This is a genomic window from Streptomyces sp. NPDC088746 (assembly GCF_044751065.1).
Lineage (GTDB): Bacteria > Actinomycetota > Actinomycetes > Streptomycetales > Streptomycetaceae > Streptomyces.
The window spans coordinates 44,895-68,252 of record NZ_JBIVLA010000001.1 but is presented as its reverse complement, the minus strand read 5'-3'; the positions used below and the strand labels follow the sequence as shown (position 1 = coordinate 68,252).

Sequence of the window (23,358 nt, the reverse complement as noted above, 5' to 3'; positions counted from 1 at the left end):
CCTCGTACAGTGCTGTCATGAGTGATCACGAGGTGGCGCCGGTGCTGCGGATCAAGGGGCGGGTGCTCGTCGGACCCGACGAGGTGAGGGACGGGCTCTGGGCGGTCGACGGGCGGATCACCTACGAGAGGCCGCCGGGCGCCGACGACGCCGCGACGCTCACCGGATGGGTCCTGCCCGGCCTCGTGGACGCGCACTGCCATGTGGGGCTCGGGCACCAGGGGCCGGTCGACGCGGCGACCAGCGAGAAGCAGGCACTGACCGACCGGGAGGCCGGCACGCTGCTCATCCGCGACGCGGGATCACCCTCCGACACCCGGTGGGTGGACGACCGCGAGGATCTGCCGAAGATCATCAGAGCGGGGCGGCACATCGCCAGGACGCGTCGTTACATCCGCAACTTCGCCCATGAGATCGAGCCCGGCGACCTCGTCGCCTACGTCGCCCAGGAGGCGCGGCGGGGTGACGGCTGGGTGAAGCTCGTGGGCGACTGGATCGACCGGGACGCCGGGGACCTGACCGCCTGCTGGCCGCGCGGCGAGGTCGAGGCCGCGATCGCCGAGGCGCACCGGCTCGGCGCCCGGGTCACCGCGCACTGCTTCGCCGAGGACGCGCTGCGGGACCTGGTGGAGGCCGGGATCGACTGCATCGAGCACGCGACGGGGCTGACCGAGGACACGATTCCGCTCTTCGCGGAGCGTGGCGTGGCGATCGTGCCGACCCTGGTCAACATCGCCACCTTCCCCGGCCTGGCGGCAGGGGGCGAGGCCCGGTTCCCCCGCTGGTCCGCCCATATGCGGCGGCTTCACGCGGACCGGTACGACACCGTGCGCGCGGCGTACGACGCGGGGATCCCGGTCTTCACGGGCACGGACGCGGGAGGGTCGCTGGCCCACGGCCTGATCGCGGACGAGGTGGCCGAACTGGTGAAGGCCGGCATCCCGCCCCTCGACGCGCTCTCCGCCACGGCCTGGGGCGCGCGGCGGTGGCTCGGCCGGCCGGTGCTGGAAGAGGGGGCCCCGGCGGACCTGGTGATGTACGACGAGGACCCGAGGGCGGACGTACGGGTGCTGGCCTCCCCGCGCGCGGTCGTGCTCAACGGGCGGGTGATGGGCTGACCCGCCGGGCGGCCCCCAAGGGGCGCCGTGTTGACCGGCGGTGACCCCGGGCCCCGGCTCTCGTTGAACCCACTCGGTGTGCCGCCCGGGACATCAGCCGAGCGCGCCCCGAAGGTGTGAAACGGGAGATTCCGAGGAACTCCTGTGCCGTTGGATTCGAATGTGCACACGGAAACCCCTCTTTGGAGTGAACTGGCGCCAGGTATCCGCCAGTTCACCCTCTGTGCGTAAAGATTCACGGAGTCGAGGCCCCCGGTGCCCGCGATGTCCCCCATTGACGGCTCCGGTGGCTCCATGTCTCTTGTGGGGGTTCCACCACCTTGAACAGCAACACCTTCCGTTCGGCTGCCCTGGCGGTCGCCGCAGCTCCCGTCGCACTGCTCGTCGCCGTCCCCGCGCACGCAGCCACCGCGACGGCCCCGGCCACTCCGGGCGGAGGCCACGGAAAGGCGAGCGCGGCCGTGCTCCGCGCCGGGCTCGACGTCTCGCTCCTGAACAAGTCGGTCCAGGTGCCGCTCACGACCTCGCTCAACGAGGTCCACGCGCCGGCGAGCGCGGAGAAGACCGCGCTCGCCGTCGAACTCGACGGCGTCGACAAGGGCCGCTCCTTCCACATGCTCAAGGCCGACGTCGCCACGGCGAACGCCACGGTGGACGCGCACAAGGCGGAGGGGTACAGCAACCTCGCCGCGGCGCGGGTGCATGTGCCGGGACTGCGGGCTCTCTCGCTGATCGAGATCCAGAAGGTCACGTCCAAGGCCGTGTGCGAGGTGGGCCACGAGCCGGTCGCGGAGTCGAACGTGCTGGGGCATGTGACGGTGCTCGGCAAGAAGACCACGCTCACGTCGGGAGGCACGACGAAGGTCGAGGTGCCGGGCGTCGGCGAGGTGACGCTCGACCTGTCGAAGACGGTGACGACCAAGCGGACGGCGGCCGCGACGGCGCTCCAGCTGCGGGTCTCCGTGAACCCGCTCAAGCTGAACGTCGCCGAGGTGGAGGGCGAGATCACGCTGGCCGAGGCGACGTGCGAGACGCCCGAGGGCGGCGGTCCGGACGACGGGGGTTCCTCCGGTAACGGCGGATCGACGGGCGGCGACAGCGGTTCCGGCGACAGCGGCTCCGGTGACAGCGGTTCCAGTGACACGGACGGCACGGGCGGCACCGGCGGCAAGGAAGAGCCCGTCGACGTGAAGCCCCAGACCGGATCCGACCCGGTCCAGGCCGCCACCGGCTCCGGAGACCTCGCCGAGACCGGATCCAGCTCCTCGACCCCGTACATCGCGGGTGGAGCCGCCGTCCTGCTGGCGGTCGGAGCGGGCGCCACGGTCCTCGCCCGTAAGCGCGCCCGGGGCTGACCACCTGCCGGTGGGAGCGGTGCCCGCACAGCGGAGCACCGCTCCCACTCGCCCCGGAGAACCGTCAGCCGACGGTTCTCCGGGGAAGCCCCTGAAGCGCCAGGTCGAGTGCCTGGAGGAACCTGTTGGTCGTCACACGGTCGCGTACGGCGAGCCGCAGGTACTCACCGCCCAGCCCGGGAAACGTGTCCCCCCGCCGCGCCGCGAATCCGCGCGAGCGCAGCAGATCCCGCACCTCGCCCGCCCGCTCCAGCCGCAGCAGCACGAACGGGCCGGCGGCAGGCTCCACCACCCGCACCTCGCTGAACTCCGCGAGACCGGCCAGCAGATGCGCCCGGTCCACCGCGATCCGGTCCGCCGCGTCCGCCGCCTCGACCAGGGCACGCGGCTCCATGCAGGCCTCGGCCGCCGCCAGCGCGGGGGAGGACACCGGCCACAACGGCTGCGCCTCCTGCAGCAGGGCGACCGTCTCCGGTTCGGCAAGCACATAGCCGATCCGCAGCCCCGCCAGCCCCCAGGTCTTCGTCAGGCTCCGCAGCACCACCAGCCCCGGTACGTCGGTACGCCCGCACAGCGCCTCACGCTCACCCGGTACGGCGTCCATGAACGCCTCGTCGACCACCAGTGTCCGCCCGGGCCGCGCCAGCCGCTCCAGCACCTCCGCGGGATGCAGCACGGACGTCGGGTTGGTCGGGTTGCCGACGACCACCAGGTCCGCGTCCTCCGGCACCGCCGCCGGATCCAGCCGGAAGCCGTCCTCCGGGCGCAGCAGCACCCGCCCGACCTCGTGGCCCGCCGCGCGCAGGGCCGCCTCGGGCTCCGTGAACTGCGGATGCACGACGACCGGCCGCCGGGCGGGCAGCGCCCGGGCGATCAGCACGAACGCCTCGGCGGCGCCCGCCGTGAGCAGAACCCTCTCCTCGGGCAGCCCGTGCCGCTCCGCGACCGCCGCCCGCGCCGGCCCCCCGTCCGGATAGGCGGCCAGCGACACCAGCGACGCGGCTATCCGCTGACGCAGCCAGTCCGGGGGTGTGCCGGTCCGTACGTTGACGGCGAGGTCGGTCAGATCCAGGCCGCGTACTTCCGCGTCGCCGTGGTGCCGCAGATCGGGCCCGGCGCTCTCGATGTGCTCAGTGGGGGGCAGCATGCCAGCAATGTTGAACGGCTCGGAGCGATTCGTCGATGCCGAGGTGTCGGCCGGGCGGCTCCGTCGGGCCACCGCGCAGGTCACCGACGCCGACTTCCGCTTGGGGACCAGCAGTTCACCGCCGTCCGCGAGTGCCGCGGACTCCGCGACCGACCCGGTGGCCACAGCCGCACGGGGCGCCGCCGAAGGGTTGGGCACGGGGACCTCCGCCAGTGCTCCGGCCGTGTACGGCCGCACGGGCACCCCAAGGCGCTCCGCCGCGCCTGCGATCCCCGGGTCGCCCGCCCGGGTGTCGAGGGTGGCCAGCTCGATCACGTCGCCGGCCGCGAGTCCGGCCTCCTGGAGCGTCCTCCGGATCAGCCCGAGCACCTCCTCGGCCTGGACGCCGCGGCGCGCGCCGACGCCGACGACGAGCTCGGCTCGGGTCATGGCAGAAGGTCCTTCCGGGGGCAGGGCTGGGGGGCACGGGTAAGGGCCGCCTGAGGTGCGGGAGGCGGGGTCAATCCGCTAGCAAGGGCCCATGGCGGTATTCGTCGCGCTCGGCGCGTTCCTGATGACCCTGGCGGGCGGCTGGGTCGCGCAGCGCGTCAGCGACCGCCGGCACCTCGTGCTCGGCTTCGCCGGCGGACTGATGCTGGGCGTCGTCGGTCTCGATCTGCTGCCCGAGGCCGTGGAGGCCGCGGGCGGTGTGGTGTTCGGCGTCCCCGCCGCCCTGCTGCTGTTCGTGGGCGGCTTCCTGACGGCCCATCTCGTCGAGCGCTCGCTGGCCGTACGCCAGGCGGCACACGGGGCGGGCGAGGAGAGGGTGCCGCAGGTCGGGCTGACGGCGGCGGCCGCGATGGTGGGCCACAGCCTGATGGACGGCATCGCGCTCGGCGCCGCGTTCCAGATCGGCGGCGGGATGGGGGCCGCCGTCGCGCTCGCCGTCATCACCCACGACTTCGCCGACGGATTCAACACGTACACGATCACCAGCCTCTACGGAAACGCCCGCCGCAAGGCGCTCCTGATGCTGTACGCGGACGCGCTGGCCCCGATCGTCGGCGCCGCGACCACGCTGCTGTTCACCCTTCCGGAGGAACTGCTCGGCTGTTATCTCGGCTTCTTCGGCGGGGCGCTCCTCTACCTCGCCGCTGCCGAGATCCTCCCCGAGGCGCACCACGACCACCCGGCCCGCTCCACGCTGCTGTGCACGGTCGCGGGAGTGGGCTTCATCTGGCTGGTGGTCGGCATCGCCGAGTGACGCCCGCCCCGGGACCGGCCCACGCGCGCGGAGCGGCGTCACCCCCGGCACCGCTCCACGAAACGCCGGGCCACCCCGGGCTCCGCAGCCCAGTGCGTGTGCAGATAACTCGCGTGCACGCCCTGCTGCACGAAGCCCTCCACCCGGCGCTCCGGCTGATGCAGACCCCAGGCGGGCGTCGCGCCCGCCCCGGGCTCCAGCACCGTCCGGTGGAACTCGTGCCCGCGCAGCCGGGTCCCGGCCACGGCCAGCACGCTGTCGGACACCGCCACCGCCTGCCGGTAGCCGAGCGTCAGCCGCTCGGACATCCGGGCCGACGCGTCCAGCACCCCGCACATGGGCCGCCCGTCCAGCTCACGGGCCAGATAGAGCAGCCCCGCGCACTCCGCCGCCACGGGAGCACCGGAGAGAGCCAGATCCGTGACCGCCCGGCGCAGCGGCTCGTTCGCGGACAGCTCCGGTCCGTACACCTCGGGGAAGCCACCGCCGATGACCAGCCCCGCCGTGCCCGTGGGCAGCTTCTCGTCGTGCAGCGGGTCGAAGACGGCCACCTCGGCGCCCGCCGCCGTCAGCAGCTCGGCGTGCTCCGCGTAGGCGAAGGTGAACGCCGCGCCGCCCGCCACGGCCACCACCGGCCGGGCCCCCTCCCGGGGGTACGCCTGCGGCTCCCACGCCTCGTCGGGCAGGGCCGGCGCCGAGCGCGCCAGTGCCATCAGGGCGTCCAGGTCGCACCCCTCGCGCACGCGGTCACCCATCGCCCGTACGGCTTCGAGGGCGTCGTTCTGCCGCTCGGCCACCGGGACCAGGCCCAGATGACGCGACGGGGTCGCCACCTGCGGCGCCCGCCGCAGCACCCCGAGCACAGGCAGCCCGGACTCGTCGAGCGCCTCCCGGAGCAGCGCCTCATGGCGGTCGGAGGCCACCTTGTTCAGGATCACCCCGCCGATCCGCACCTCCGGGTCCCAGGAGGCGAAACCGTGCACGAGGGCCGCGACCGACCGCGACTGCGAGGACGCGTCGACGACCAGCACGACGGGAGCCCGCAGCAGCTTGGACACCTGGGCGGTCGAGGCGAGTTCACCCTGCCCCGAGGCCCCGTCGTACAGCCCCATGACCCCTTCGACGACGGCCAGGTCGCAGCCGCTCGCCCCGTGCGTGAACAGCGGGGCGATCAGACCGGGTCCGCACATGTACGCGTCGAGATTGCGCCCCGGGCGGCCGGTGGCCAGCGCGTGGTAACCCGGGTCGATGTAGTCCGGCCCCACCTTGTGCGGGGAGACCGCGAGGCCACGACCCGCGAAGGCCGCCATCAGGCCCGTGGCGACCGTGGTCTTGCCGCTGCCCGAAGCGGGGGCGGCGACGACCAGTCGAGGAACACTCACCACTCGATGCCTCTCTGGCCCTTCTGGCCGGCGTCCATCGGGTGCTTGACCTTCGACATGTCGGTCACCAGGTCGGCGGCATCGATCAGCTTCTGCGGCGCGTTCCGGCCCGTGATCACCACGTGCTGGGTGCCCGGACGGTCCCGCATCACCTCGACGACCTCGTCGGTGTCGATCCAGCCCCAGTGCATCGGATAGGCGAACTCGTCGAGCACGTACAGCTTGTACGTCTCCGCCGCCAGGTCACGCTTGACCTGCTCCCACCCCTCGCGGGCCTTCTCCTCGTTGTCGAGCTGGTTGTCGCGCTGGACCCACGACCAGCCCTCGCCCATCTTGTGCCAGTCGACGGTGCCGCCCTCGCCGCTCGCGCCCAGCACCTTCAGCGCGTTCTCCTCGCCGACCTTCCACTTCGCCGACTTGACGAACTGGAACACCCCGATCGGCCAGCCCTGGTTCCAGGCGCGCAGCGCCAGCCCGAAGGCCGCCGTCGACTTGCCCTTGCCGATGCCCGTGTGGACGAACAACAGCGGACGGTTACGCCGCTGACGTGTCGTCAGTCCGTCGTCCGGTACCGATACCGGCTGTCCCTGTGGCATTAAGCGGCCCTCCCGGCAGCAGTGATGTCCTTGACCAGCCCGGCGATCGAGTCGGCGCGCAGCTCGTCGAGCGTGACCGCGCTGCCCCCCAGATCCCGTGCGAGCTGTGCGGCGAGCCCGAGGCGTACGATCCCCGACTCGCAGTCCACGACGACCGACGCGGTGCCCTCCGAGGCGTGCAGCCGTCCGGCCCGCGCCGCCAGCGCCACCGGGTCGACGCCTCCGGTCGCCCGGCCGTCCGTCACCACGACGAGGAGCGCCCGCCGGGACGGATCACGCAGCCGCTCCACCCGCAGCACGTCGTGCGCCTTGAGCAGCCCGGCGGCCAGCGGGGTGCGCCCGCCGGTCGGCAGCGTCTCCAGCCGCGCGGCGGCCGCGTCCACCGACGAGGTGGGCGGCAGCGCCACCTCGGCGTCCTTGCCTCGGAAAGTGACCAGGCCGACCTTGTCCCGGCGCTGATAGGCGTCCAGCAGCAGCGACATCACCGCCCCCTTCACGGCGCTCATCCGCTGCCGGGCAGCCATCGACCCGGAGGCGTCCACGACGAACAGCACGAGATTGCCCTCGCGTCCCTCCCGCGTCGCCTGCCGCAGATCGTCCCGCCGCACGACGAGACCCCGCCCCGAACGCCCGCGCGCCCGCTGGTGCGGAGCCGCCGCCTGCACGGTCGCCGCCAGGTGAAGCTTCGTCAGCGCACCCTCGGGGCGCCGGGATCCGGTGGTCCTGCCGTGCTCGGTACGCGCCCGGGACCGCCGCCCGGCCGCGCCCTCGCCCAGTCCGGGCACGCTGAGCATCTTCGTACGGAACGGCTCGCCGGCCCGAACGGGCTGCTGCTCCCCGGCACCGCCGCCGGGCGCGGGCGCGTCGCCGCTCCCGGTCCGCTCAGGGCCGGGCGCGTCGGTACCGCCGTCGTCGGGACCACCCGCGTCCGTACCGCCGTCGTCGGGGCCGCCGCCCTGCGGGGGCACCCCGCCGCCGGGCCCGTCGGGGTCCGGATCTTCGTCGCCCCCGCCGTCGCCGTCCGCCGCGTCCTGGAGGGCCTCGTCCAGCTTGTCCTCGTCCAGTCCGGGCGCGTCGAACGGGTTGCGCCGGCGCCGGTGGGGGAGCGCCAGGAGCGCGGCCTGCCGTACGTCCTCGGCGACGACCTCCTCGCGCCCCGCCCACGCGGCCAGCGCAGTCGCGGTGCGCGCCATGACGATGTCGGCGCGCATCCCGTCGACCTCGAACGCCGCGCACGTCGCCGCGATCTGCCGCAACACGCCGTCGCCGAGCACCACACGGGGAAGCAGGGCGCGCGCGGCGACGATCCGCTCGCGCAACGCGGCCTCCTCGTCGGCCCACCGCGCGGCGAAGGCGGCCGGATCGTCGTCGTGGGCGAGCCTGCGGCGTACGACCTCGACGCGCAGGTCCGTGTCACGCGAGGCCGCCACCTCGACGGTCAGCCCGAAGCGGTCCAGCAGCTGCGGCCGGAGCTCGCCCTCCTCCGGGTTCATCGTCCCCACCAGCAGGAAGCGCGCCGCGTGACGCACGGAGACACCCTCCCGCTCCACGTACGAGGCACCCATGGCCGCCGCGTCGAGCAGCAGGTCCACCAGGTGGTCATGGAGGAGATTGACCTCGTCGACGTACAGGATCCCGCGATGGGCCTCGGCGAGGAGCCCCGGCTCGAAGGCCTTCACGCCCTCCGAGAGAGCCCGTTCGATGTCGAGGGCGCCGACCAGCCGGTCCTCCGACGCGCCGACCGGAAGCTCCACGGTCCGCGCCGGACGCGACACGCCCGTACCCGTCTCGTGGGGACCGTCCGGACACGCCGGATCGGGCGCGCCCGGGGCGCACGAGAAGCGGCACCCCGCCACGACCTCGACCTCGGGCATGAGCGCGGCGAGCGCGCGTACGGCGGTGGACTTGGCGGTGCCCTTCTCGCCGCGGACCAGGACCCCGCCGACGGCGGGACTGACCGCGTTGAGCAGAAGACCCAGCCGCAGGTCGTCCTGTCCGACGATGGCGGTGAAGGGATACGGCGTACTCATAGGGCCTCCTCTGTCGCAACCACACCTGCATGACCGGGCGCGGGCGGCGCACCCGGCGGGATGAACGGCAGCCCCTGCGGCGGGCCGGTCTCGATCAGCCGCCACAACGCGTCCGTGTCCGCGTGTTCCTCGATCAGGTCCCCCAGCCGGTCCAGCTGTTCCTCCCGCAACGCCCCGAAGCTCGTGTCCGGCGCCGCGGTGAACCGCCGCCCCGAGGCCCGCGCGACCTCGCCCAGGAACGCCCGCCGGAACGCGTCGCTCTCCAGCGAACCGTGCCAGTGCGTCCCCCAGACCGAGCCCACCCGGCACCCGTCGAGGAACGGCTCGCCGCCGCTCACCTCGGCGACCCCGTGGTGGATCTCGTAACCCTCCACCGGCTCCCCGAGCGCCGACCCGACGGGCCGCCCCAGGACCTTCTCCCGGCCGAAACGGACGCGTACGGGCAGCAGCCCGAGTCCCTCGACCAGTCCGGCCCGCGACTCCACGTCGTCCTCGATCCGCTCGCCCAGCACCTGGAACCCTCCGCAGATGCCCAGCACCGGGCGGCCCTCCGCGGCACGCCGGGCCAGCGCGTCGGCCAGCCCCCGCTCGCGCAGCCACGCCAGCGCCTTCACGGTGCCCCGCGTCCCGGGCACGATCACGAGGTCCGCGTCGACGAGCTCCTCCGCCCGGTCCACGAACCGCACCACCACACCCGGCTCGGCCGCCAGCGCGTCCACATCGGTGAAGTTCGACATCAGCGGCACGGCGCACACCGCGACCCGCAGCACGTCCTCGCCGTGCGGCGGCGCCACGACCGACTCGCGTACGGTGCCGCGCATCGAGACCCGCAGCCCGTCCTCCTCGTCGATGCCCAGCCCGTGGGCGTACGGCAGCACCCCGTACGTCCGCCGCCCCGTGAGCCCGAGCAGCATGTCGAGACCGGGTTCCAGCAGCGACACGTCACCGCGGAACTTGTTGACGAGGTATCCCGCGACCAGCGACTGGTCCTCGGGGCTCAGCAGCGCCGTCGTGCCGAAGAACGAGGCGAACACACCGCCCCGGTCGATGTCGCCGACCACCAGCACGGGAAAGCGCGCCGCCCGGGCGATGCCCATGTTCACGATGTCCGTGCGCCGCAGATTGATCTCGGCAGGACTGCCCGCCCCCTCGCAGATCACGGCGTCATACGTGCCCCGCAGCTGCTCCAGACAGTCCACGACCGTCCCCAGCAGCGCCTCCTGGCGACCGCCGTGGTAGCCGCGGGCGCTCATCTCGCCCACCGGCTTCCCCATCAGGACGACCTGGCTCGACCGGTCGCCGCCGGGCTTGAGCAGCACCGGGTTCATCAGCGCGGACGGCTCCACCCGGGCGGCCTGCGCCTGCATCGCCTGGGCGCGGCCGATCTCCGCCCCCTCCCGGGTGACGAACGAGTTCAGCGACATGTTCTGCGCCTTGAACGGCGCGACCTTCACCCCCCGGCGCACCAGCCACCGGCAGATCCCCGCCGTGACGACGCTCTTGCCCGCGTCCGAAGTGGTCCCCGCGACCAGCAGCCCGCCGCTCATCCGACTCTCCGTCCCATGGCCGACCGCCCCGCCGCACACACGACGAGGGCCAGCACACTCACCCGGCGCGACAGCCGCACCGCGCGTTCGATGTCCGTGACCCGCACGTCCCGGCCGGCCCCGCCGTTGAGCACCGGCCGGTGCTCGACCCGCCCGCCGTACGCGAGCGTGCCGCCGAGGCGTACGCCGAGCGCCCCCGCGAACGAGGCCTCCACGGGGCCCGCGTTGGGGCTGGGGTGCCTGCCCGCGTCCGCCCGCCACGCCCGGACCGCCTCGCGCGGGCGGCCCCCGGCGGCCACGGCGAGCACGGCGGTGAGCCGGGCCCCGGGCCAGCCGGCGATGTCGTCGAGCCGGGCCGACGCCCAGCCGTAGCGCCGGTAGCGGGGCGACTTGTGCCCGACCATGGCGTCGAGCGTGTTGACCGCCCGGAAGGCGACCAGCCCGGGCACCCCGCCGAGCGCGCCCCACACGAGGGCCCCCACGACGGCGTCCGAGGTGTTCTCGGCGACGGACTCCACCACGGCGCGGGCGATCTGCTGCCCGTCCAGTGCCTGCGGATCACGGCCGCACAGATGCGGCAGCCGCTCCCGGGCGAGCTCGATGTCCCCGGCGGCCAGCGCCCCGCCGACGGCACGCGCCTCGCGGCCCAGTGAGGTGCCCCCGACGACGGACCAGGTGGCGGCGGCGGTCAGCGCCACGGCGGCGGCGGGACGGTTCCGGACGGCACGCGCCGCCAGGGCGGCGGCGCCCGTGGCGCCCCCGGCGCAGACGAGCGTGTGCAGGGCGCCCCAGCCGCGGTGGTCACGCCACAGGCGGCGCTCGGCGCCCGCCGCCGCACGCCCGAAGGCGGCGACGGGGTGGCCACGCCGGGGATCACCGAACAGCAGGTCGCCGATCAGGCCGGCGGCGGCTCCGTACGCGAAGATGCGGTCGGCTCGCACCGCTCAGCCGGCCGTCGCGCCTCGGAGGACCTTCGTGACAGGTGGTGAAGCGACCGACGCAGGGCAGCCAGGCATGGCGTATGTCCTCACTCAGGGTCCGCGCCCTGGTTCGACGTGACCGGCGACGAGAGTCTCCTGGCTTCCGGATCCGCAGTTCCTCCGGCCTTCCAGCCCGCGGTGGCGGGCCGTGACTTCCGTGTGGAGGCTGCTCCCCGGTGACAGTGGCGGGACCGCGCCGGATTCGCACCGGCTTCCTCTCCTGTCGCCGTAAGGCCGGCAGGCACATGTGTGCCGGTCGGCCTAAATGGCTCCGGCAGTCCACCATGCCCCGTGAATGCCCGTCAACCTGCCGTTGACCTGCGAGGCTTCAATGTGCTCAGACGCACACCGGGCCGGACACACGTGGTGTGTCCGGCCCGGGCGGAAGTCCGCGGGGGAGCGGTCAGGCGACGATCAGATAGATCCCGTACGCGACCGCCGCCGCGCACAGCCCGAAGCAGGCGTACGCGCCGGTGCGCACCAGGCCGTTGGCACCGCCGCCGCCCTGTGCGGTCGACGTCTGCCGGGCCATGCCCGTGATACCGAGGGTGAAGAGGCCGACCAGCGCGACGGTGACCACGAGGCTGACGCCGAAGACGGACGCGAGAGCTGCCCAGTCGATGTTCATGCGGATCCGTCCTTACACCGTGGCCGGGTCGGCCGGGGTTCCGGCCGTCGTGGCCGGGGCCGAGATGGTGGTCTTGAGCTCCGGTACGAGGGCACCGGCGGGCGGCGGGCTGACCGCGGAGATGGCGGTGGTGACGACGCCCGCGGGCTCGGCCTCCGCGTTCACGTTGGTGTGGTCGACCGGCTTGCGGCGCGACAGCAGCCAGATGGCTCCGGAGCCCGCGACGAGGAGGACGGCGACCGCCCCGACGCCCCAGGGCCCCTGCTTGGTCAGGAACTCGGCGCCCGCGCCCATCAGACCGGCGGCCGGCAGGGTCAGGCCCCAGGCGACGAACATCCGGGTGGCGGTGGACCAGCGGACCACGCCTCCCTTGCGTCCGAGACCCGCGCCCATGACGGCACCGGAGCAGGACTGCGTGGTGGAGAGGGAGAAGCCGAGGTGCGAGGAGGCCAGGATGACCGTGGCCGCACTGGTCTGGGCCGCGAAGCCCTGCGGCGGACGCAGGTCGGTGAGGCCGCTGCCCATGGTGCGGATGATGCGCCAGCCGCCGAGGTAGGTGCCCATCGCGATGGCGATACCCGCGGAGGCGATGACCCAGACCGGCGGGTTGGAGCCGGGGGACAGGACGCCACCGGTGACCAGGGCCAGGGTGATGATGCCCATGGTCTTCTGCGCGTCGTTGGTGCCGTGGGCGAGCGAGACGAGACCGGCCGAGGCGATCTGGCCGGCGCGGTACCCCTTGGCGGTCGACTTCAGCTGCGCCTCGTCGGTGATCTTCCGGTTGAGGCGGTACGTCAGCTTCGTGGCCAGCAGCGCGGCGAGACCGGCCACGACCGGGGCGGCGATCGCGGGCAGCAGGACCTTCGTGACGACGGTGCCGCCGTTGATCGAGGACCAGCCGGCCGACATGACCGCGGCGCCGATGAGGCCGCCGAAGAGTGCGTGGGAGGAACTGGAGGGCAGGCCGACCAGCCAGGTCAGCAGATTCCACAGGATCGCGCCGACGAGCGCCGCGAAGATGACCTCGGTTCTGAGGCCGTTCTCGTTGATGATCCCGCCGGAGATCGTCTTGGCGACCTCCACCGACAGGAACGCGCCGACGAGGTTGAGAACGGCGGACATGGCCACCGCTGTCTTGGGCTTGAGAGCGCCGGTCGAGATGGTGGTGGCCATCGCGTTGGCGGTGTCGTGGAAACCGTTCGTGAAATCGAACACGAGAGCTGTCACGATCACAATCGCGAGCAGCAGCGTGATGTGTTCCATTTACCCAGGCAATCGTTCGACGTCATTGGCACGTGGAACGTAAGCAACCAGGGTGAACGGAAGATGAACTGGGCAGGGCGGCACGGTGACCCCAACCGTGTGCACCGGTTCCGCTTGTGTGCGCGAGGGGTGGGCCGGACCGTCGCCGCCGGTGCGGGGCCCCGTGCCGCCCGACGCGGGGGATCTTGACCGCGACCGATTCATCCCTTCGGGGAGACATGGGTCACGTGACTCTTAGGATCCCCGTATGGGTGACATGGATGAGCGTGCTGTCGAGCAGGCGTGGAACGGTGTCGTCGCGACGGCCCGGAGGACGGCGGCGGAGGGCCTGGTCGTCGGGACCTCGGGCAACGTGTCGGCCCGGGTCGGCGACATCGTCCTGGTCACCCCCAGCGGGGTGCCCTACGACCGGCTCGGACCCGGGGACACCGTCGGCGTCGACCTCGAAGGACGCCAGGTCATCGGCGACCTGGTCCCGACCAGCGAACTCCCGCTCCACCTGGCCGTCTACCGCGGCAGCGACGCCGCGGCGGTCGTCCACACCCACGCCGTGCACGCCACGGCCGTCTCCACCCTCGTCCCCGAGGTGCCGCTCATCCACTACGCCGCCGCCCTCCTCGGCGGCCCCGTCCGCACCGCCGCCTACGCGCGCTACGGGACGCCGGAGCTCGCCGGCAACATGCTGGCCGCCCTGCGCGACCGCACCGGCTGCCTGCTGCGGAACCACGGCACCGTCACCTACGGGCGCACCCTCGACGAGGCCTACGACCGCACCGCCCAGCTCGAATGGATGTGCAGGCTCTGGCTCACCGCGAGCTCCGTACCCGGCCACAGCCCGAGCCTCCTCACCCCGGCCCAGCTGCACGACGTCCAGGACGCCCTGAAGGGCTACGGCCAGCGCGGCTGAGCCCGGCGCCGCACCGTACGGCCCCTGCCCACTGGCCAACGGCGCCCCCGCCCACGACACTGGAGCCGTGCGCCCGGCAACAGCGGCGGCAGTGGCCGCAACCTCGATCCTCGGCGTCGGCGCGGCAGCGGTCGCCGCCGGCCGCTACGCCAGCGACGCCGCCCTCGGGGCGCCTTCGCCACGCCCCTTCCCGGCCGACCGCCGTCTCACCGTGCACGCCACCGCGGCCGGCCAGATCACTCTGACCCGCTCCTTTCCCGCGCTGCGCCCCGGTACGTACGGACTGGCCGGCCGCGGTGTCCACGCGGTGGTCGGCCCGGTGATCGAACAGGTGCCTGGTCATTCCGTCATCTCTCCCGACACCGTGGTCCGCCGGCTGGAGCGCGTGACCCTCGGCAGCCTGAAGCCCGGCGCCCGGGTCCGCCTCACGCCGGAGCTCCACCGCGGCGACCCGCTCGCCGCCCTCGGCCTCGCGTACAAGGAGGTCGAGGTCCCCGGCGAACTCGGCCCCCTGCCCGCCTGGTTCGTGCCCGCCGCCCGTGACACCTGGGTGATCACGGTGCACGGCCTCGGCACCACCAGGGACCACCCCATGAACGTGATGGGGTTCCTCAACGCCCAGCAGCTTCCCGTGCTCGACCTGGCCTACCGCGGCGACGTGGGCGCCCCGCGCTCCCCGGACGGGCTCGCCCACCTCGGCGAGTCCGAATGGCGCGACCTCGACGCGGCCATCCGCTACGCGGTGCGCTACGGGGCCGAGAACGTCATCCTGTACGGCTGGTCCTCCGGCGCCTCGATGGCCCTGCACGCGGCCGTCAACTCCGCCCTCCGCGATCGCGTCAGCGGCCTCGTCCTCGACTCCCCGGTCCTGGACTGGAAGACCACCCTGCGCGCCCTCGCCTCGGCCCGGGGCGTCCCCTCCGCGCTGCTGCCCCTCGCCGTCCGGGCCGCCCAGGGGCAGACCGGGCTGCACGGAGCCCCGCTCCTGGACACCTCGGTGCCGACGGCCCTGCACGCTCCCACGATGATCGTCCACGGCCCCGACGACACCCTGGCGCCCTGGCAGCAGTCCCGGGAACTCGCCGAACGCCGCCCGGACCTGGTGTCCCTGCACTCCGTACCGCAGGCTCCGCATGCGGCGATGTGGAATGCCGACCCGGCCGGTTACGAAGAGGCGCTCCGGCGCTTCCTCACGCCCCTGATGTGAGCTGATGCGCCGGAACCGCCCGGTTGGCACCCCTGCCCGGAAGCCCTCCGAATCCTGTTGACACGGCTTCCGTTTGGGCTTTCGGGCCGTCAGAGGCAAGACTGCTCCTCGTGACGTCCCGTACCCCGCGCGACTCCAGGCTGCGACTTGTCCGCCCGCGACCCCAGGCGACCGCCCGCAAGGCCGTGACGACCCGGCGCACCAGGCCGGCCCCCCGCCCACCCGAGGGCACACCGCCCCCGGCGGAACTGGCACGCCAGGCCAGGGCCGTACTGGCCGACGCCGTACGGATCGCCCACTGGGCCGCGGACGGCACGAGCACGGGCTCCGCCCCGCTCGCCGCCCAGGCCCTGGAGCGGGCCGCCGCCGCGCTGGAGCTGTCCCCGGCCCAGGTCCGGGCCGGCTGGGACCGGGCCAGGCTGGCCGGACTCATCGAGCTGCACGGCGACACCGCCCGCCCCGGCTGGCGACTGCGTGCCTGGGACCGTGACGACTCCGCCGTGCTCCGGGGCTGGGTGGCGCTCTTCGACGCCTGGTCGCTGGTCCACGCCTCACCCGACGGCATCGAGGCCACCGCGGTGGCGGAAGCCGTCGAGGCCGTGCCCCAGGTGCTCTCCCTGCTCCAGCTCTCGGCGGGCGCCGTGACCGTGCCCGCGCTCCTCGACCTGCTGGGCCAGCGCGTCGCGGAGCTCCACGAGGAGCGGTGCGAGGTGCCGTACGGACCCCAGGAACAGCCCGTGGCCACGGGCGGGCGGTCCGCCGAGCTCAACGCCCTGCTGCTCGACTGGGCCCTGGAGGGGCTCGCCTCCGTCGGCGCCCTCACGCTCGGCGCCGGCCACGCGACTCTCACTCCGCTGGGCAACTGGGCGGTCTGGGTCAAGCTCGAACAGATCTGCGTCGCGGCCCAGAGCCCGGCCGGCAACATCGAGCAGTCCGCGGCCGACATGCTGCTCGGCTGTGCCCGGCTCACGCCCGGACCGGCCCGTGCCGAATACCGGGCCTGGCTCGCCGCCCGGCCCGTGGGCAGCGCGGTCGCCGAGCTGCTGGCCGTCGCCCGCGGCGAGGACGCCCTGCTGCGCGGCCTCGCCTTCGAGGCGCTGCGCGTCGTCGGCGCCCCCGCGGAGCCCGTCGTCCGCTCCGTCGTCACGGAGGCGCCGCTGCGCCCGTACGCACTGCTCTGGCTCGCCGAGTACGAGGGCACGGACCCGGACGACGCCCAGGACGTCCTCAGCCGTGAGGAGGCCACCTGGCTCTGGGTCGACACGGCCGCGGCCGTGGCCGACCACGGCGAGACCGGGCTGCTGGTCCGCCATCTCGACTCCGCGGTCCAGGGCACGGTCCCCGCGCTCCTCGACGAGGTGCGGACCGTGGGGCACCCGAGGACCGTCCAGGTGCTGGTCGCCCTGGCCGCCGCCCACCCGGACCCGGCCCTCGCCAAGGCCGTACGCCGCGCCGCCTTCCAGGTGCACACCGGCGGGGCCTGACCGCGCGCGCCGACGGGGCTGCGCCCCGGGGAGTCAGCCCGAGGTCCCCGGGGAGTACGTCCCGAAGCTCCACACGTTGCCCTCCGCGTCCCGCGCCATGTAGTCGCGTGAGCCGTAGTCCTGGTCGGTGGGCGGCATCAGGATCTCCACGCCGTGCTCCACGGCCCGCGCGTGGTGGGCGTCCACGTCGTCCACCACCACGTACACCCCGGCGGGCCCGGCACCGGCCATCGCCTTGGCGAAGACGCCCCCGCCCCCCTTGGAACCGAGCATCACCCGGCCGTTGCCGCAGGACAGCTCGGCATGGAGCACGCTGCCGTCCTCGCCCTCGTACACCCCTTCCGCGGTGAACCCCAGGGCCTGGGTCAGCACTCCGATCGCGGCCTTCGCGTCGTCGTACAGAAGTGTCGGAAAGACCGTGGGAACACCGTCCGTGCCTGCCATTACGCTCACCCTCTCCAGCCGTCCCGATGTGATCTCCGTCTCAGTCTCGCACCGGCCACCGGCAACGTCAGCCGAAGGTGTCGCGGCGGCCCGGGTCACCGGTGCGGAATCCCGTGGTGAACCACCGGCGGCGCCGCGCGGCCCTGTCCGCCCGGGGTAACGGCCTTGTGCGTGCCGCAGTGACGGGCCGGGAGCATGCGGTAAAGCAGGTGGACACCGCCAGTAGACTGAGTCCCATGGCAATTCTCCTTGTGCATTAGACGGCGTCGAGTCGTGAGCCCGCTGTCCCTCCGCCGTCCATACCGCCCTGGAGTTTTTCCGTGATCACCGCTTCCGGCATCGAGCTGCGCGCCGGCGCCCGCATCCTCATCGAGTCCGCCTCCTTCCGTATCGCCAAGGGTGACCGCATCGGCCTGGTCGGCCGCAACGGCGCAGGCAAGACCACCCTCACCAAGTGCCTCGCGGGGGAGGGGACCCCGGCCGGCGGCACCATCACCAACAGCGGTGAGGTCGGCTACCTCCCGCAGGACCCGCGCACCGGCGACCTCGACGTCCTGGCCCGCGACCGCATCCTCTCGGCCCGCGGGCTCGACGAGATCCTGCGCAAGATGCGGGAGAACGAGGAGCGGATGGCGAACGGCAAGGGCGCCACCCGCGAGAAGGCCATGAAGCGGTACGAGCGCCTGGAGACGGAGTTCCTCACCAAGGGCGGGTACGCCGCCGAGGCCGAGGCCGCCACCATCGCCGCCGCGCTGAGCCTGCCCGACCGGGTGCTCGGCCAGCCCCTGCACACCCTCTCCGGTGGTCAGCGCCGCCGTGTCGAGCTCGCCCGCATCCTCTTCTCGGACGCCGACACCCTGCTGCTCGACGAGCCCACCAACCACCTCGACGCGGACTCGATCGTCTGGCTGCGTGACTACCTCAAGACCTACCGCGGCGGCTTCATCGTGATCTCCCACGACGTCGAGCTCGTCGAGACCGTGGTCAACAAGGTGTTCTACCTCGACGCCAACCGCGCGCAGATCGACATCTACAACATGGGCTGGAAGCTCTACCAGCAGCAGCGCGAGGCCGACGAGAAGCGCCGCAAGCGTGAGCGCCAGAACGCCGAGAAGAAGGCCGCGACCCTCAACGCGCAGGCCGACAAGATGCGCGCGAAGGCCACCAAGACCGTCGCCGCCCAGAACATGGCCAAGCGCGCCGACCGGCTGCTCTCGGGCCTGGAGGCCGTGCGGGTCTCCGACAAGGTCGCCAAGCTGCGCTTCCCCGACCCCTCCCCGTGCGGCAAGACCCCGCTGATGGCCGAGGGCCTCTCCAAGTCCTACGGGTCGCTGGAGATCTTCACCGACGTGGACCTGGCCATCGACAAGGGCTCCCGAGTCGTGATCCTCGGCCTCAACGGCGCGGGCAAGACCACGCTGCTGCGCCTCCTCGGCGGCGCCGAGAAGCCCGACACCGGCCAGGTCATCGAGGGTCACGGCCTCAAGCTCGGCTACTACGCCCAGGAGCACGAGACCCTCGACCCGGAGCGCTCCGTCCTGGAGAACATGCGTTCGGCGGCGCCCGACCTCGACCTGGTCGCGGTCCGCAAGACGCTCGGTTCCTTCCTCTTCTCCGGTGACGACGTCGACAAGCCCGCCGGAGTGCTCTCCGGCGGTGAGAAGACCCGGCTCGCCCTGGCGACGCTCGTCGTCTCCTCCGCCAACGTGCTGCTGCTCGACGAACCGACGAACAACCTCGACCCGGCCAGCCGCGAGGAGATCCTCGGGGCGCTGCGCACCTACAAGGGCGCCGTCGTCCTCGTCACCCACGACGAGGGCGCCGTCGAGGCGCTCCAGCCGGAGCGGATCATCCTGCTGCCCGACGGGGTCGAGGACCTCTGGGGTGCGGACTACCGGGACCTGGTGGCCCTCGCCTGACCCGCCCGAGCCCCTGGATCCGGTGCGGGGCCCGGTGATCCAACGCGTCTGGATCATTCGGCCCATCGGTGATCCATCATCTGGGTGAGTGGGTCTCGTACCCCGGCGCGGCGCCCGGCAGTTAGCTGCCGGGCGCACTCATTTCCGGCCACTTCACCCCGTACGGCCCTGACCTGGCTGTTTTTCCCGCGTGCCGTCCCTCAGGGGCCCCGAGACCCTTGGAATGTCGAATTCCGCTTGTGTTCCGCCGCTTCCGGACGCGGAATCCGGTCGTACGGACCTTGCCGAATGGGTGGCCAGGAAGCGCGGGAGGGGTGATCATGAGAGTCCAGAGCGCACTTCCTTGAGGAGGCACGGGTGGCCGAGACTCTGAAGAAGGGCAGCCGGGTGACCGGCGCCGCGCGCGACAAGCTCGCGGCAGACCTGAAGAAGAAATACGACTCCGGTGCGAGCATCCGGGCGCTGGCCGAGGAAACGGGCCGCTCCTACGGATTCGTCCACCGGATGCTCAGCGAGTCCGGAGTCACGCTGCGGGGACGCGGCGGAGCGACTCGCGGCAAGAAGGCCGCTACGGCCTGACGGCGGCAGCGGGTCCGGAGCGGGCGCACATCCGCTCCGGGGCTCACCGGAACACCGGGTGGCCACCCGGCCGACCGCGAGGTCGTCCGGGTGGTTACTGTTCAGTTACTTGCCAGTAAGTGCTGACTGCACCCGATCCGGAGGCGCTCCATGACCTCGCTCGACTCTGTGCTCGACAAGGACGGCGTACGGCTCACCGTCGATGACGCGGTTGCCACGGTGACGCTCACCAACCCGGCCAAGCGCAACGCTCAGTCTCCCGCTCTGTGGCGGGCGTTGGCAGAGGCCGGACGGGCACTCCCCGGCAGCGTGCGGGTCGTCGTGCTCCGCGGCGAGGGCAAGTCCTTCTCCGCGGGCCTCGACCGGCAGGCATTCGCACCCGAGGGCTTCGACGGCGAGCCGTCCTTCCTCGACATGGCGCGCGGCCCGGAGTCCGAGCTCGACGCGACCATCGCCGAGTACCAGGAGGCGTTCACCTGGTGGCGCCGCAACGACATCGTGTCGGTCGCGGCCGTCCAGGGGCACGCGATCGGTGCCGGCTTCCAGCTCGCCCTCGCCTGCGATCTGCGGATCGTCGCCGAGGACGTGCAGTTCGCCATGCGCGAGACCAGCCTCGGTCTCGTTCCCGACCTCACGGGCACCCACCCCCTGGTGAACCTCGTGGGGTACGCACGCGCGCTCGAGATCTGCGCCACCGGCCGCTTCGTGCACGCCGAGGAGGCCGAGCGCACCGGTCTCGCCAACCTCGTCGTCCCCGCCGACCAGCTCGACGCGGCGGCGCGCGACCTGGCCGGGGCCCTGCTCGCCGCCCCACGCGACGCCGTCGTCGAGACCAAGGCGCTGCTGAGCGGCGCCCTCTCGCGTACGTACGAGGAGCAGCGCACCGCCGAGCGGGCCGCTCAGGGCCGCCGCCTGCGCGACCTCGCGGGTCTCTCCGACTGAAGCAGCCGCACTCCCGGCCCCCGCCGCCCGGCGGGGGCCGTGTCAGTCCCGGTTCACGACGGCTGTGACCAGCACGGCGACCGTCGGCCTGCCCTCCACGGCCTCGGCCACCGCGCCGCGCACCGCCCGCGCCACATCGAGCGCCCGGTGGTCCCCCGCCGTCGCGAGCTCCACCTGGACATGGCCTTCCGAGTGCTGCACCGCGCTGCCCAGCACCCGCGTCAGCGAGACGACTCCCGGGACCCCTGCCGCCGCCATCCCCGCGGATCCTTCGGGTTCCGCCGCGTGAACGACGGCGGACGGCTCCGTGTCGGGGCGGGGCTCCTCCTCCAGCAGCTCCGTCACCCTGAGGTCCACCTCGTCGACCACCAGGCCGAGCCGCTGGGCCGCCGCCGCCAGCAGGGCGGCACGCAAGGCGTCAGCGGTGGCGGGCAGCGGCCGCCGCGCCGTCGCCGAGAAGCCGGCCTCGATCCGCAGCGGTCCGGGCCGCAGCCCGCTGGGAGGCCGCGGCACCACCGGATCCGGGGCCTGGTCCTCGTCGGCCGGGGCGATCCTGAGCTTCCCCAGCGCGGCCCCCGATCCTGCCGCGGCGTCCCTCAGTACCTCTGCCGCCGCTCGTTCCGCGATCCAGGATCCGTCTGCGGGGCCGCCCAAAGGGAGCAGTCTGCCGAGACCGAGCCGTTGGCGTACCGCGGACGTCCATCCATCGGCCCGGTGCGGGCTGTCAGCCGTTGTCATTGCTCCACCCTGCCGTATCCACGGCGCGGGACCGGGCAAGCGCACTTACTGTGGGCCACGGAAGTTCAACCCGCCCCGAAGGGAAGAGCGGCGATGACCGAGAGCTCACAGCGGAACCGGCCCGACAGCCCCGGCAGTGTGACCGGCGGGGACGACGGCAGGCAGGGCCAGTTCAGCAAGCGCGGCGGGGGCGCCCCCGCGACACGCGGCCGTACCACCATCGCCGACGGCGTGGTCGAGAAGATCGCCGGAATGGCGGCACGGGACGTCGGCGGGGTCCACGCGATGGGCAGCGGCATCTCCCGGACCTTCGGCGCTGTACGCGACCGGGTTCCCGGCGGCAACAAGTCCGTGTCCCGCGGCGTGAAGGCGGAGGTCGGCGAATCGCAGGCCGCCCTCGATCTGGAGATCGTCGTCGAATACGGCGTGGCGATCGCCGAGGTGGCGCGCGATGTGCGGGAGAACGTCATCGCGGCGGTCGAGCGGATGACCGGCCTGGAAGTCGTCGAGGTCAACATCGCCGTCAGCGACGTCAAGCTGCCCGATGAGGACGACGACGAGGACGAGTCCGAGTCACGCGTCCAGTAAGCCTTCCCCGCGCGGCAGTTGAGGAGCACACGATGAGCATGGCTGTGGTCGGCCTGGTGGCCGGCATGGCGCTCGGTTTCGCCGGATACTTCGGTGGATTCGGGGCCTTTCTGCTGGTGGCCGCGCTGGGCGCGGTCGGCTTCATCGCCGGCCGCTTCCTGGACGGCGACCTCGAACCCGGCGACTTCTTCCGGAGTCGCGAGCGCGGCGACCGGCGACGGTGACGGGGGTGACAGGCCGGGTCGACGCCGCCGCGCGAGGGCAGACCCGGATCGCCGACCGGGTCGTCGCGAAGATCGCCGCGCAGGCGGCCAAGGAGGCCGTCGAGGAACGGCCCGCGGACGCCGACGCACCGCGCGCCACCGTCACCGTGCACCGTGACACCGCCCGGGTACGGGTCAGCCTCGACCTGGCCTATCCCTGCGACATCGGCCGGCAGTGCGGCGCGGTGCGTCGTCGGGTGGCCGAGCGGGTAAAAGCCCTTGCGGGGATGGAGGTGCCCGAGGTGGCGGTGCAGGTCGAACGGCTGCATCGGTCAGGAGCGGGCACCGCACCGGAGGGGAGCATCCGATGACCGAGCCCCAGGACCCGGAGAACAGCACGCGGCGCCTGCCCACCGTCGAGTCGTCACCACCCGGCGGGGTGCTGGAGATGGACCAGTCCGCGTCGGGCTCCAGCTACGAACCCGCCGCCGCGCCTGAGCGGACCGCCGGCAGGGCGGGCCGTTTCTGGTCGGGGCGCAGGATCCCCGCCGCCCTGGTCGCCCTGATCGTGCTCGGCGGCGCCGGGCTTCTGCTCTACGACGTCGCGGCGGTGCGGGCCGACCACCCGGCGATGCGGTGGCGGCGCTCCGTCGCCGACGACCTGGCGAGCCGTCACCTCGACGACGTATGGGTCCTCGCGGGATCGGCGCTGGCCGCCGCACTGGGCCTCTGGCTGCTCCTCCTGGCCCTCACCCCAGGACTGCGTTCCCTGCTCCCCATGAGCCGCCGGCACACAGGTGTACGGGCCGGGCTCGACCGGAAGGCCGCGGCTTTCGTGCTGCGCGACCGGGCCGTGGAGGTGGCCGGTGTGCAGTCCGTCCGGGTGAAGATGAGCCGTCGTAAGGCGACCGTGCGCGCCCTCTCGCACTTCCGTGAACTCGACGACGTCAGAGCCGACCTGGACGCCGTCCTGTCCAACGCCATCGGCGAACTGGGCCTGGCGCGGCCGCCCGGCCTCTCGGTGCACGTGCGCCGGCCGGCGAAGAAGGGGTGACCCC

At 73.0% G+C, this 23,358-nt stretch carries 23 protein-coding genes and 1 riboswitch; of the genes, 13 read left to right on the top strand and 10 right to left on the bottom strand.

Annotation, left to right across the window (positions count from 1 at the left end):
- Positions 1-17: 17 nt before the first annotated feature.
- The gene (locus tag ACIP63_RS00340) at positions 18-1,118 is read left to right on the top strand and encodes an amidohydrolase family protein (protein ID WP_401510022.1); all 1,101 of its coding nucleotides are present in this window, start codon (positions 18-20) and stop codon (positions 1,116-1,118) included.
- A gap of 320 nt (positions 1,119-1,438) precedes the next feature.
- The gene (locus ACIP63_RS00335) at positions 1,439-2,473 is read left to right on the top strand and encodes an SCO1860 family LAETG-anchored protein (RefSeq protein WP_401510020.1); all 1,035 of its coding nucleotides are present in this window, start codon (positions 1,439-1,441) and stop codon (positions 2,471-2,473) included.
- Positions 2,474-2,537: 64 nt separating this feature from the next.
- Here the strand turns inward: ACIP63_RS00335 and cobC are convergent, their stop codons facing one another.
- Positions 2,538-4,049, bottom strand: coding sequence for an Rv2231c family pyridoxal phosphate-dependent protein CobC (gene cobC, locus ACIP63_RS00330; RefSeq protein WP_401510018.1), 1,512 nt, complete (start codon positions 4,047-4,049; stop codon positions 2,538-2,540).
- A 91-nt stretch (positions 4,050-4,140) separates the two neighbouring features.
- Between cobC and ACIP63_RS00325 the strand changes: the two genes are divergently transcribed.
- Positions 4,141-4,863, top strand: coding sequence for a ZIP family metal transporter (locus ACIP63_RS00325; RefSeq protein ID WP_103513725.1), 723 nt, complete (start codon positions 4,141-4,143; stop codon positions 4,861-4,863).
- 38 nt (positions 4,864-4,901) lie between these two features.
- On the opposite strand, the gene ACIP63_RS00320 is transcribed toward ACIP63_RS00325, so the two are convergent.
- The 7 genes from ACIP63_RS00320 to ACIP63_RS00290 form a co-directional block, all read right to left on the bottom strand.
- Positions 4,902-6,248 (bottom strand): cobyrinate a,c-diamide synthase, encoded by a 1,347-nt coding sequence (locus ACIP63_RS00320; RefSeq protein WP_401510016.1) that lies wholly within the window; start codon positions 6,246-6,248, stop codon positions 4,902-4,904.
- Positions 6,242-6,841, bottom strand: coding sequence for a cob(I)yrinic acid a,c-diamide adenosyltransferase (cobO, locus tag ACIP63_RS00315; protein ID WP_383572475.1), 600 nt, complete (start codon positions 6,839-6,841; stop codon positions 6,242-6,244). The genes ACIP63_RS00320 and cobO overlap by 7 nt, the downstream gene beginning before the upstream one ends.
- Positions 6,841-8,871, bottom strand: a complete 2,031-nt coding sequence (locus tag ACIP63_RS00310; protein ID WP_401510014.1) for a putative cobaltochelatase — start codon at positions 8,869-8,871, stop codon at positions 6,841-6,843. The genes cobO and ACIP63_RS00310 overlap by 1 nt, the downstream gene beginning before the upstream one ends.
- Positions 8,868-10,418, bottom strand: a complete 1,551-nt coding sequence (locus ACIP63_RS00305) for a cobyric acid synthase (protein ID WP_401510012.1) — start codon at positions 10,416-10,418, stop codon at positions 8,868-8,870. The genes ACIP63_RS00310 and ACIP63_RS00305 overlap by 4 nt, the downstream gene beginning before the upstream one ends.
- On the bottom strand, positions 10,415-11,359 hold the full coding sequence (locus ACIP63_RS00300; protein WP_401510010.1) for a cobalamin biosynthesis protein: 945 nt from the start codon (positions 11,357-11,359) through the stop codon (positions 10,415-10,417). Before ACIP63_RS00300 ends, ACIP63_RS00305 begins: the two co-directional genes overlap by 4 nt.
- Positions 11,360-11,487: 128 nt before the next feature.
- Positions 11,488-11,617: riboswitch (cobalamin riboswitch) on the bottom strand.
- 184 nt (positions 11,618-11,801) lie between these two features.
- On the bottom strand, positions 11,802-12,026 hold the full coding sequence (locus ACIP63_RS00295) for a hypothetical protein (protein WP_401510008.1): 225 nt from the start codon (positions 12,024-12,026) through the stop codon (positions 11,802-11,804).
- A 12-nt stretch (positions 12,027-12,038) separates the two neighbouring features.
- Positions 12,039-13,289 (bottom strand): anion permease, encoded by a 1,251-nt coding sequence (locus tag ACIP63_RS00290; protein ID WP_401510006.1) that lies wholly within the window; start codon positions 13,287-13,289, stop codon positions 12,039-12,041.
- 247 nt (positions 13,290-13,536) lie between these two features.
- Here ACIP63_RS00290 and ACIP63_RS00285 point away from each other — a divergent pair, with 247 nt between their 5' ends.
- The 3 genes from ACIP63_RS00285 (at position 13,537) to ACIP63_RS00275 (ending at position 16,887) form a co-directional block, all read left to right on the top strand.
- The gene (locus ACIP63_RS00285) at positions 13,537-14,196 is read left to right on the top strand and encodes a class II aldolase/adducin family protein (protein WP_401510005.1); all 660 of its coding nucleotides are present in this window, start codon (positions 13,537-13,539) and stop codon (positions 14,194-14,196) included.
- A 67-nt stretch (positions 14,197-14,263) separates the two neighbouring features.
- The gene (locus ACIP63_RS00280) at positions 14,264-15,403 is read left to right on the top strand and encodes an alpha/beta hydrolase (protein ID WP_401510003.1); all 1,140 of its coding nucleotides are present in this window, start codon (positions 14,264-14,266) and stop codon (positions 15,401-15,403) included.
- 185 nt (positions 15,404-15,588) lie between these two features.
- On the top strand, positions 15,589-16,887 hold the full coding sequence (locus ACIP63_RS00275; RefSeq protein ID WP_401512209.1) for a hypothetical protein: 1,299 nt from the start codon (positions 15,589-15,591) through the stop codon (positions 16,885-16,887).
- 33 nt (positions 16,888-16,920) lie between these two features.
- Here the strand turns inward: ACIP63_RS00275 and ACIP63_RS00270 are convergent, their stop codons facing one another.
- Complete coding sequence (locus tag ACIP63_RS00270; RefSeq protein WP_401510002.1) at positions 16,921-17,331, bottom strand: VOC family protein; 411 nt, start codon at positions 17,329-17,331, stop codon at positions 16,921-16,923.
- A 320-nt stretch (positions 17,332-17,651) separates the two neighbouring features.
- Here ACIP63_RS00270 and ACIP63_RS00265 point away from each other — a divergent pair, with 320 nt between their 5' ends.
- From ACIP63_RS00265 to ACIP63_RS00255, 3 genes are all read left to right on the top strand, one after another.
- Positions 17,652-19,250 (top strand): ABC-F family ATP-binding cassette domain-containing protein, encoded by a 1,599-nt coding sequence (locus tag ACIP63_RS00265; protein ID WP_376375538.1) that lies wholly within the window; start codon positions 17,652-17,654, stop codon positions 19,248-19,250.
- A gap of 357 nt (positions 19,251-19,607) precedes the next feature.
- The gene (locus ACIP63_RS00260) at positions 19,608-19,829 is read left to right on the top strand and encodes a helix-turn-helix domain-containing protein (RefSeq protein WP_018518904.1); all 222 of its coding nucleotides are present in this window, start codon (positions 19,608-19,610) and stop codon (positions 19,827-19,829) included.
- Positions 19,830-19,979: 150 nt separating this feature from the next.
- Positions 19,980-20,771 carry an enoyl-CoA hydratase/isomerase family protein gene (locus ACIP63_RS00255; RefSeq protein ID WP_401510000.1) on the top strand — a complete coding sequence of 264 codons (792 nt, stop codon included), beginning with the start codon at positions 19,980-19,982 and terminating at the stop codon, positions 20,769-20,771.
- A gap of 42 nt (positions 20,772-20,813) precedes the next feature.
- Here the strand turns inward: ACIP63_RS00255 and ACIP63_RS00250 are convergent, their stop codons facing one another.
- Positions 20,814-21,509: a hypothetical protein gene (locus tag ACIP63_RS00250; protein WP_401509999.1), complete on the bottom strand. Its 696-nt coding sequence runs from the start codon at positions 21,507-21,509 to the stop codon at positions 20,814-20,816.
- A gap of 93 nt (positions 21,510-21,602) precedes the next feature.
- Here ACIP63_RS00250 and ACIP63_RS00245 point away from each other — a divergent pair, with 93 nt between their 5' ends.
- The 4 genes from ACIP63_RS00245 to ACIP63_RS00230 are packed head-to-tail and all read left to right on the top strand — an operon-like array spanning position 21,603 to position 23,354.
- A complete protein-coding gene (locus ACIP63_RS00245; protein ID WP_401509997.1) occupies positions 21,603-22,097 on the top strand; it encodes an Asp23/Gls24 family envelope stress response protein in 495 nt (164 codons plus the stop codon).
- Between the two features lie 32 nt (positions 22,098-22,129).
- Positions 22,130-22,321, top strand: coding sequence for a hypothetical protein (locus tag ACIP63_RS00240; protein WP_030920082.1), 192 nt, complete (start codon positions 22,130-22,132; stop codon positions 22,319-22,321).
- Entirely contained in the window at positions 22,318-22,671 is a 354-nt protein-coding gene (locus ACIP63_RS00235) for a hypothetical protein (protein ID WP_401509995.1), read from the top strand. Before ACIP63_RS00240 ends, ACIP63_RS00235 begins: the two co-directional genes overlap by 4 nt.
- Complete coding sequence (locus tag ACIP63_RS00230) at positions 22,668-23,354, top strand: DUF6286 domain-containing protein (RefSeq protein ID WP_401509993.1); 687 nt, start codon at positions 22,668-22,670, stop codon at positions 23,352-23,354. The genes ACIP63_RS00235 and ACIP63_RS00230 overlap by 4 nt, the downstream gene beginning before the upstream one ends.
- The last annotated feature ends 4 nt before the right edge of the window (positions 23,355-23,358 follow it).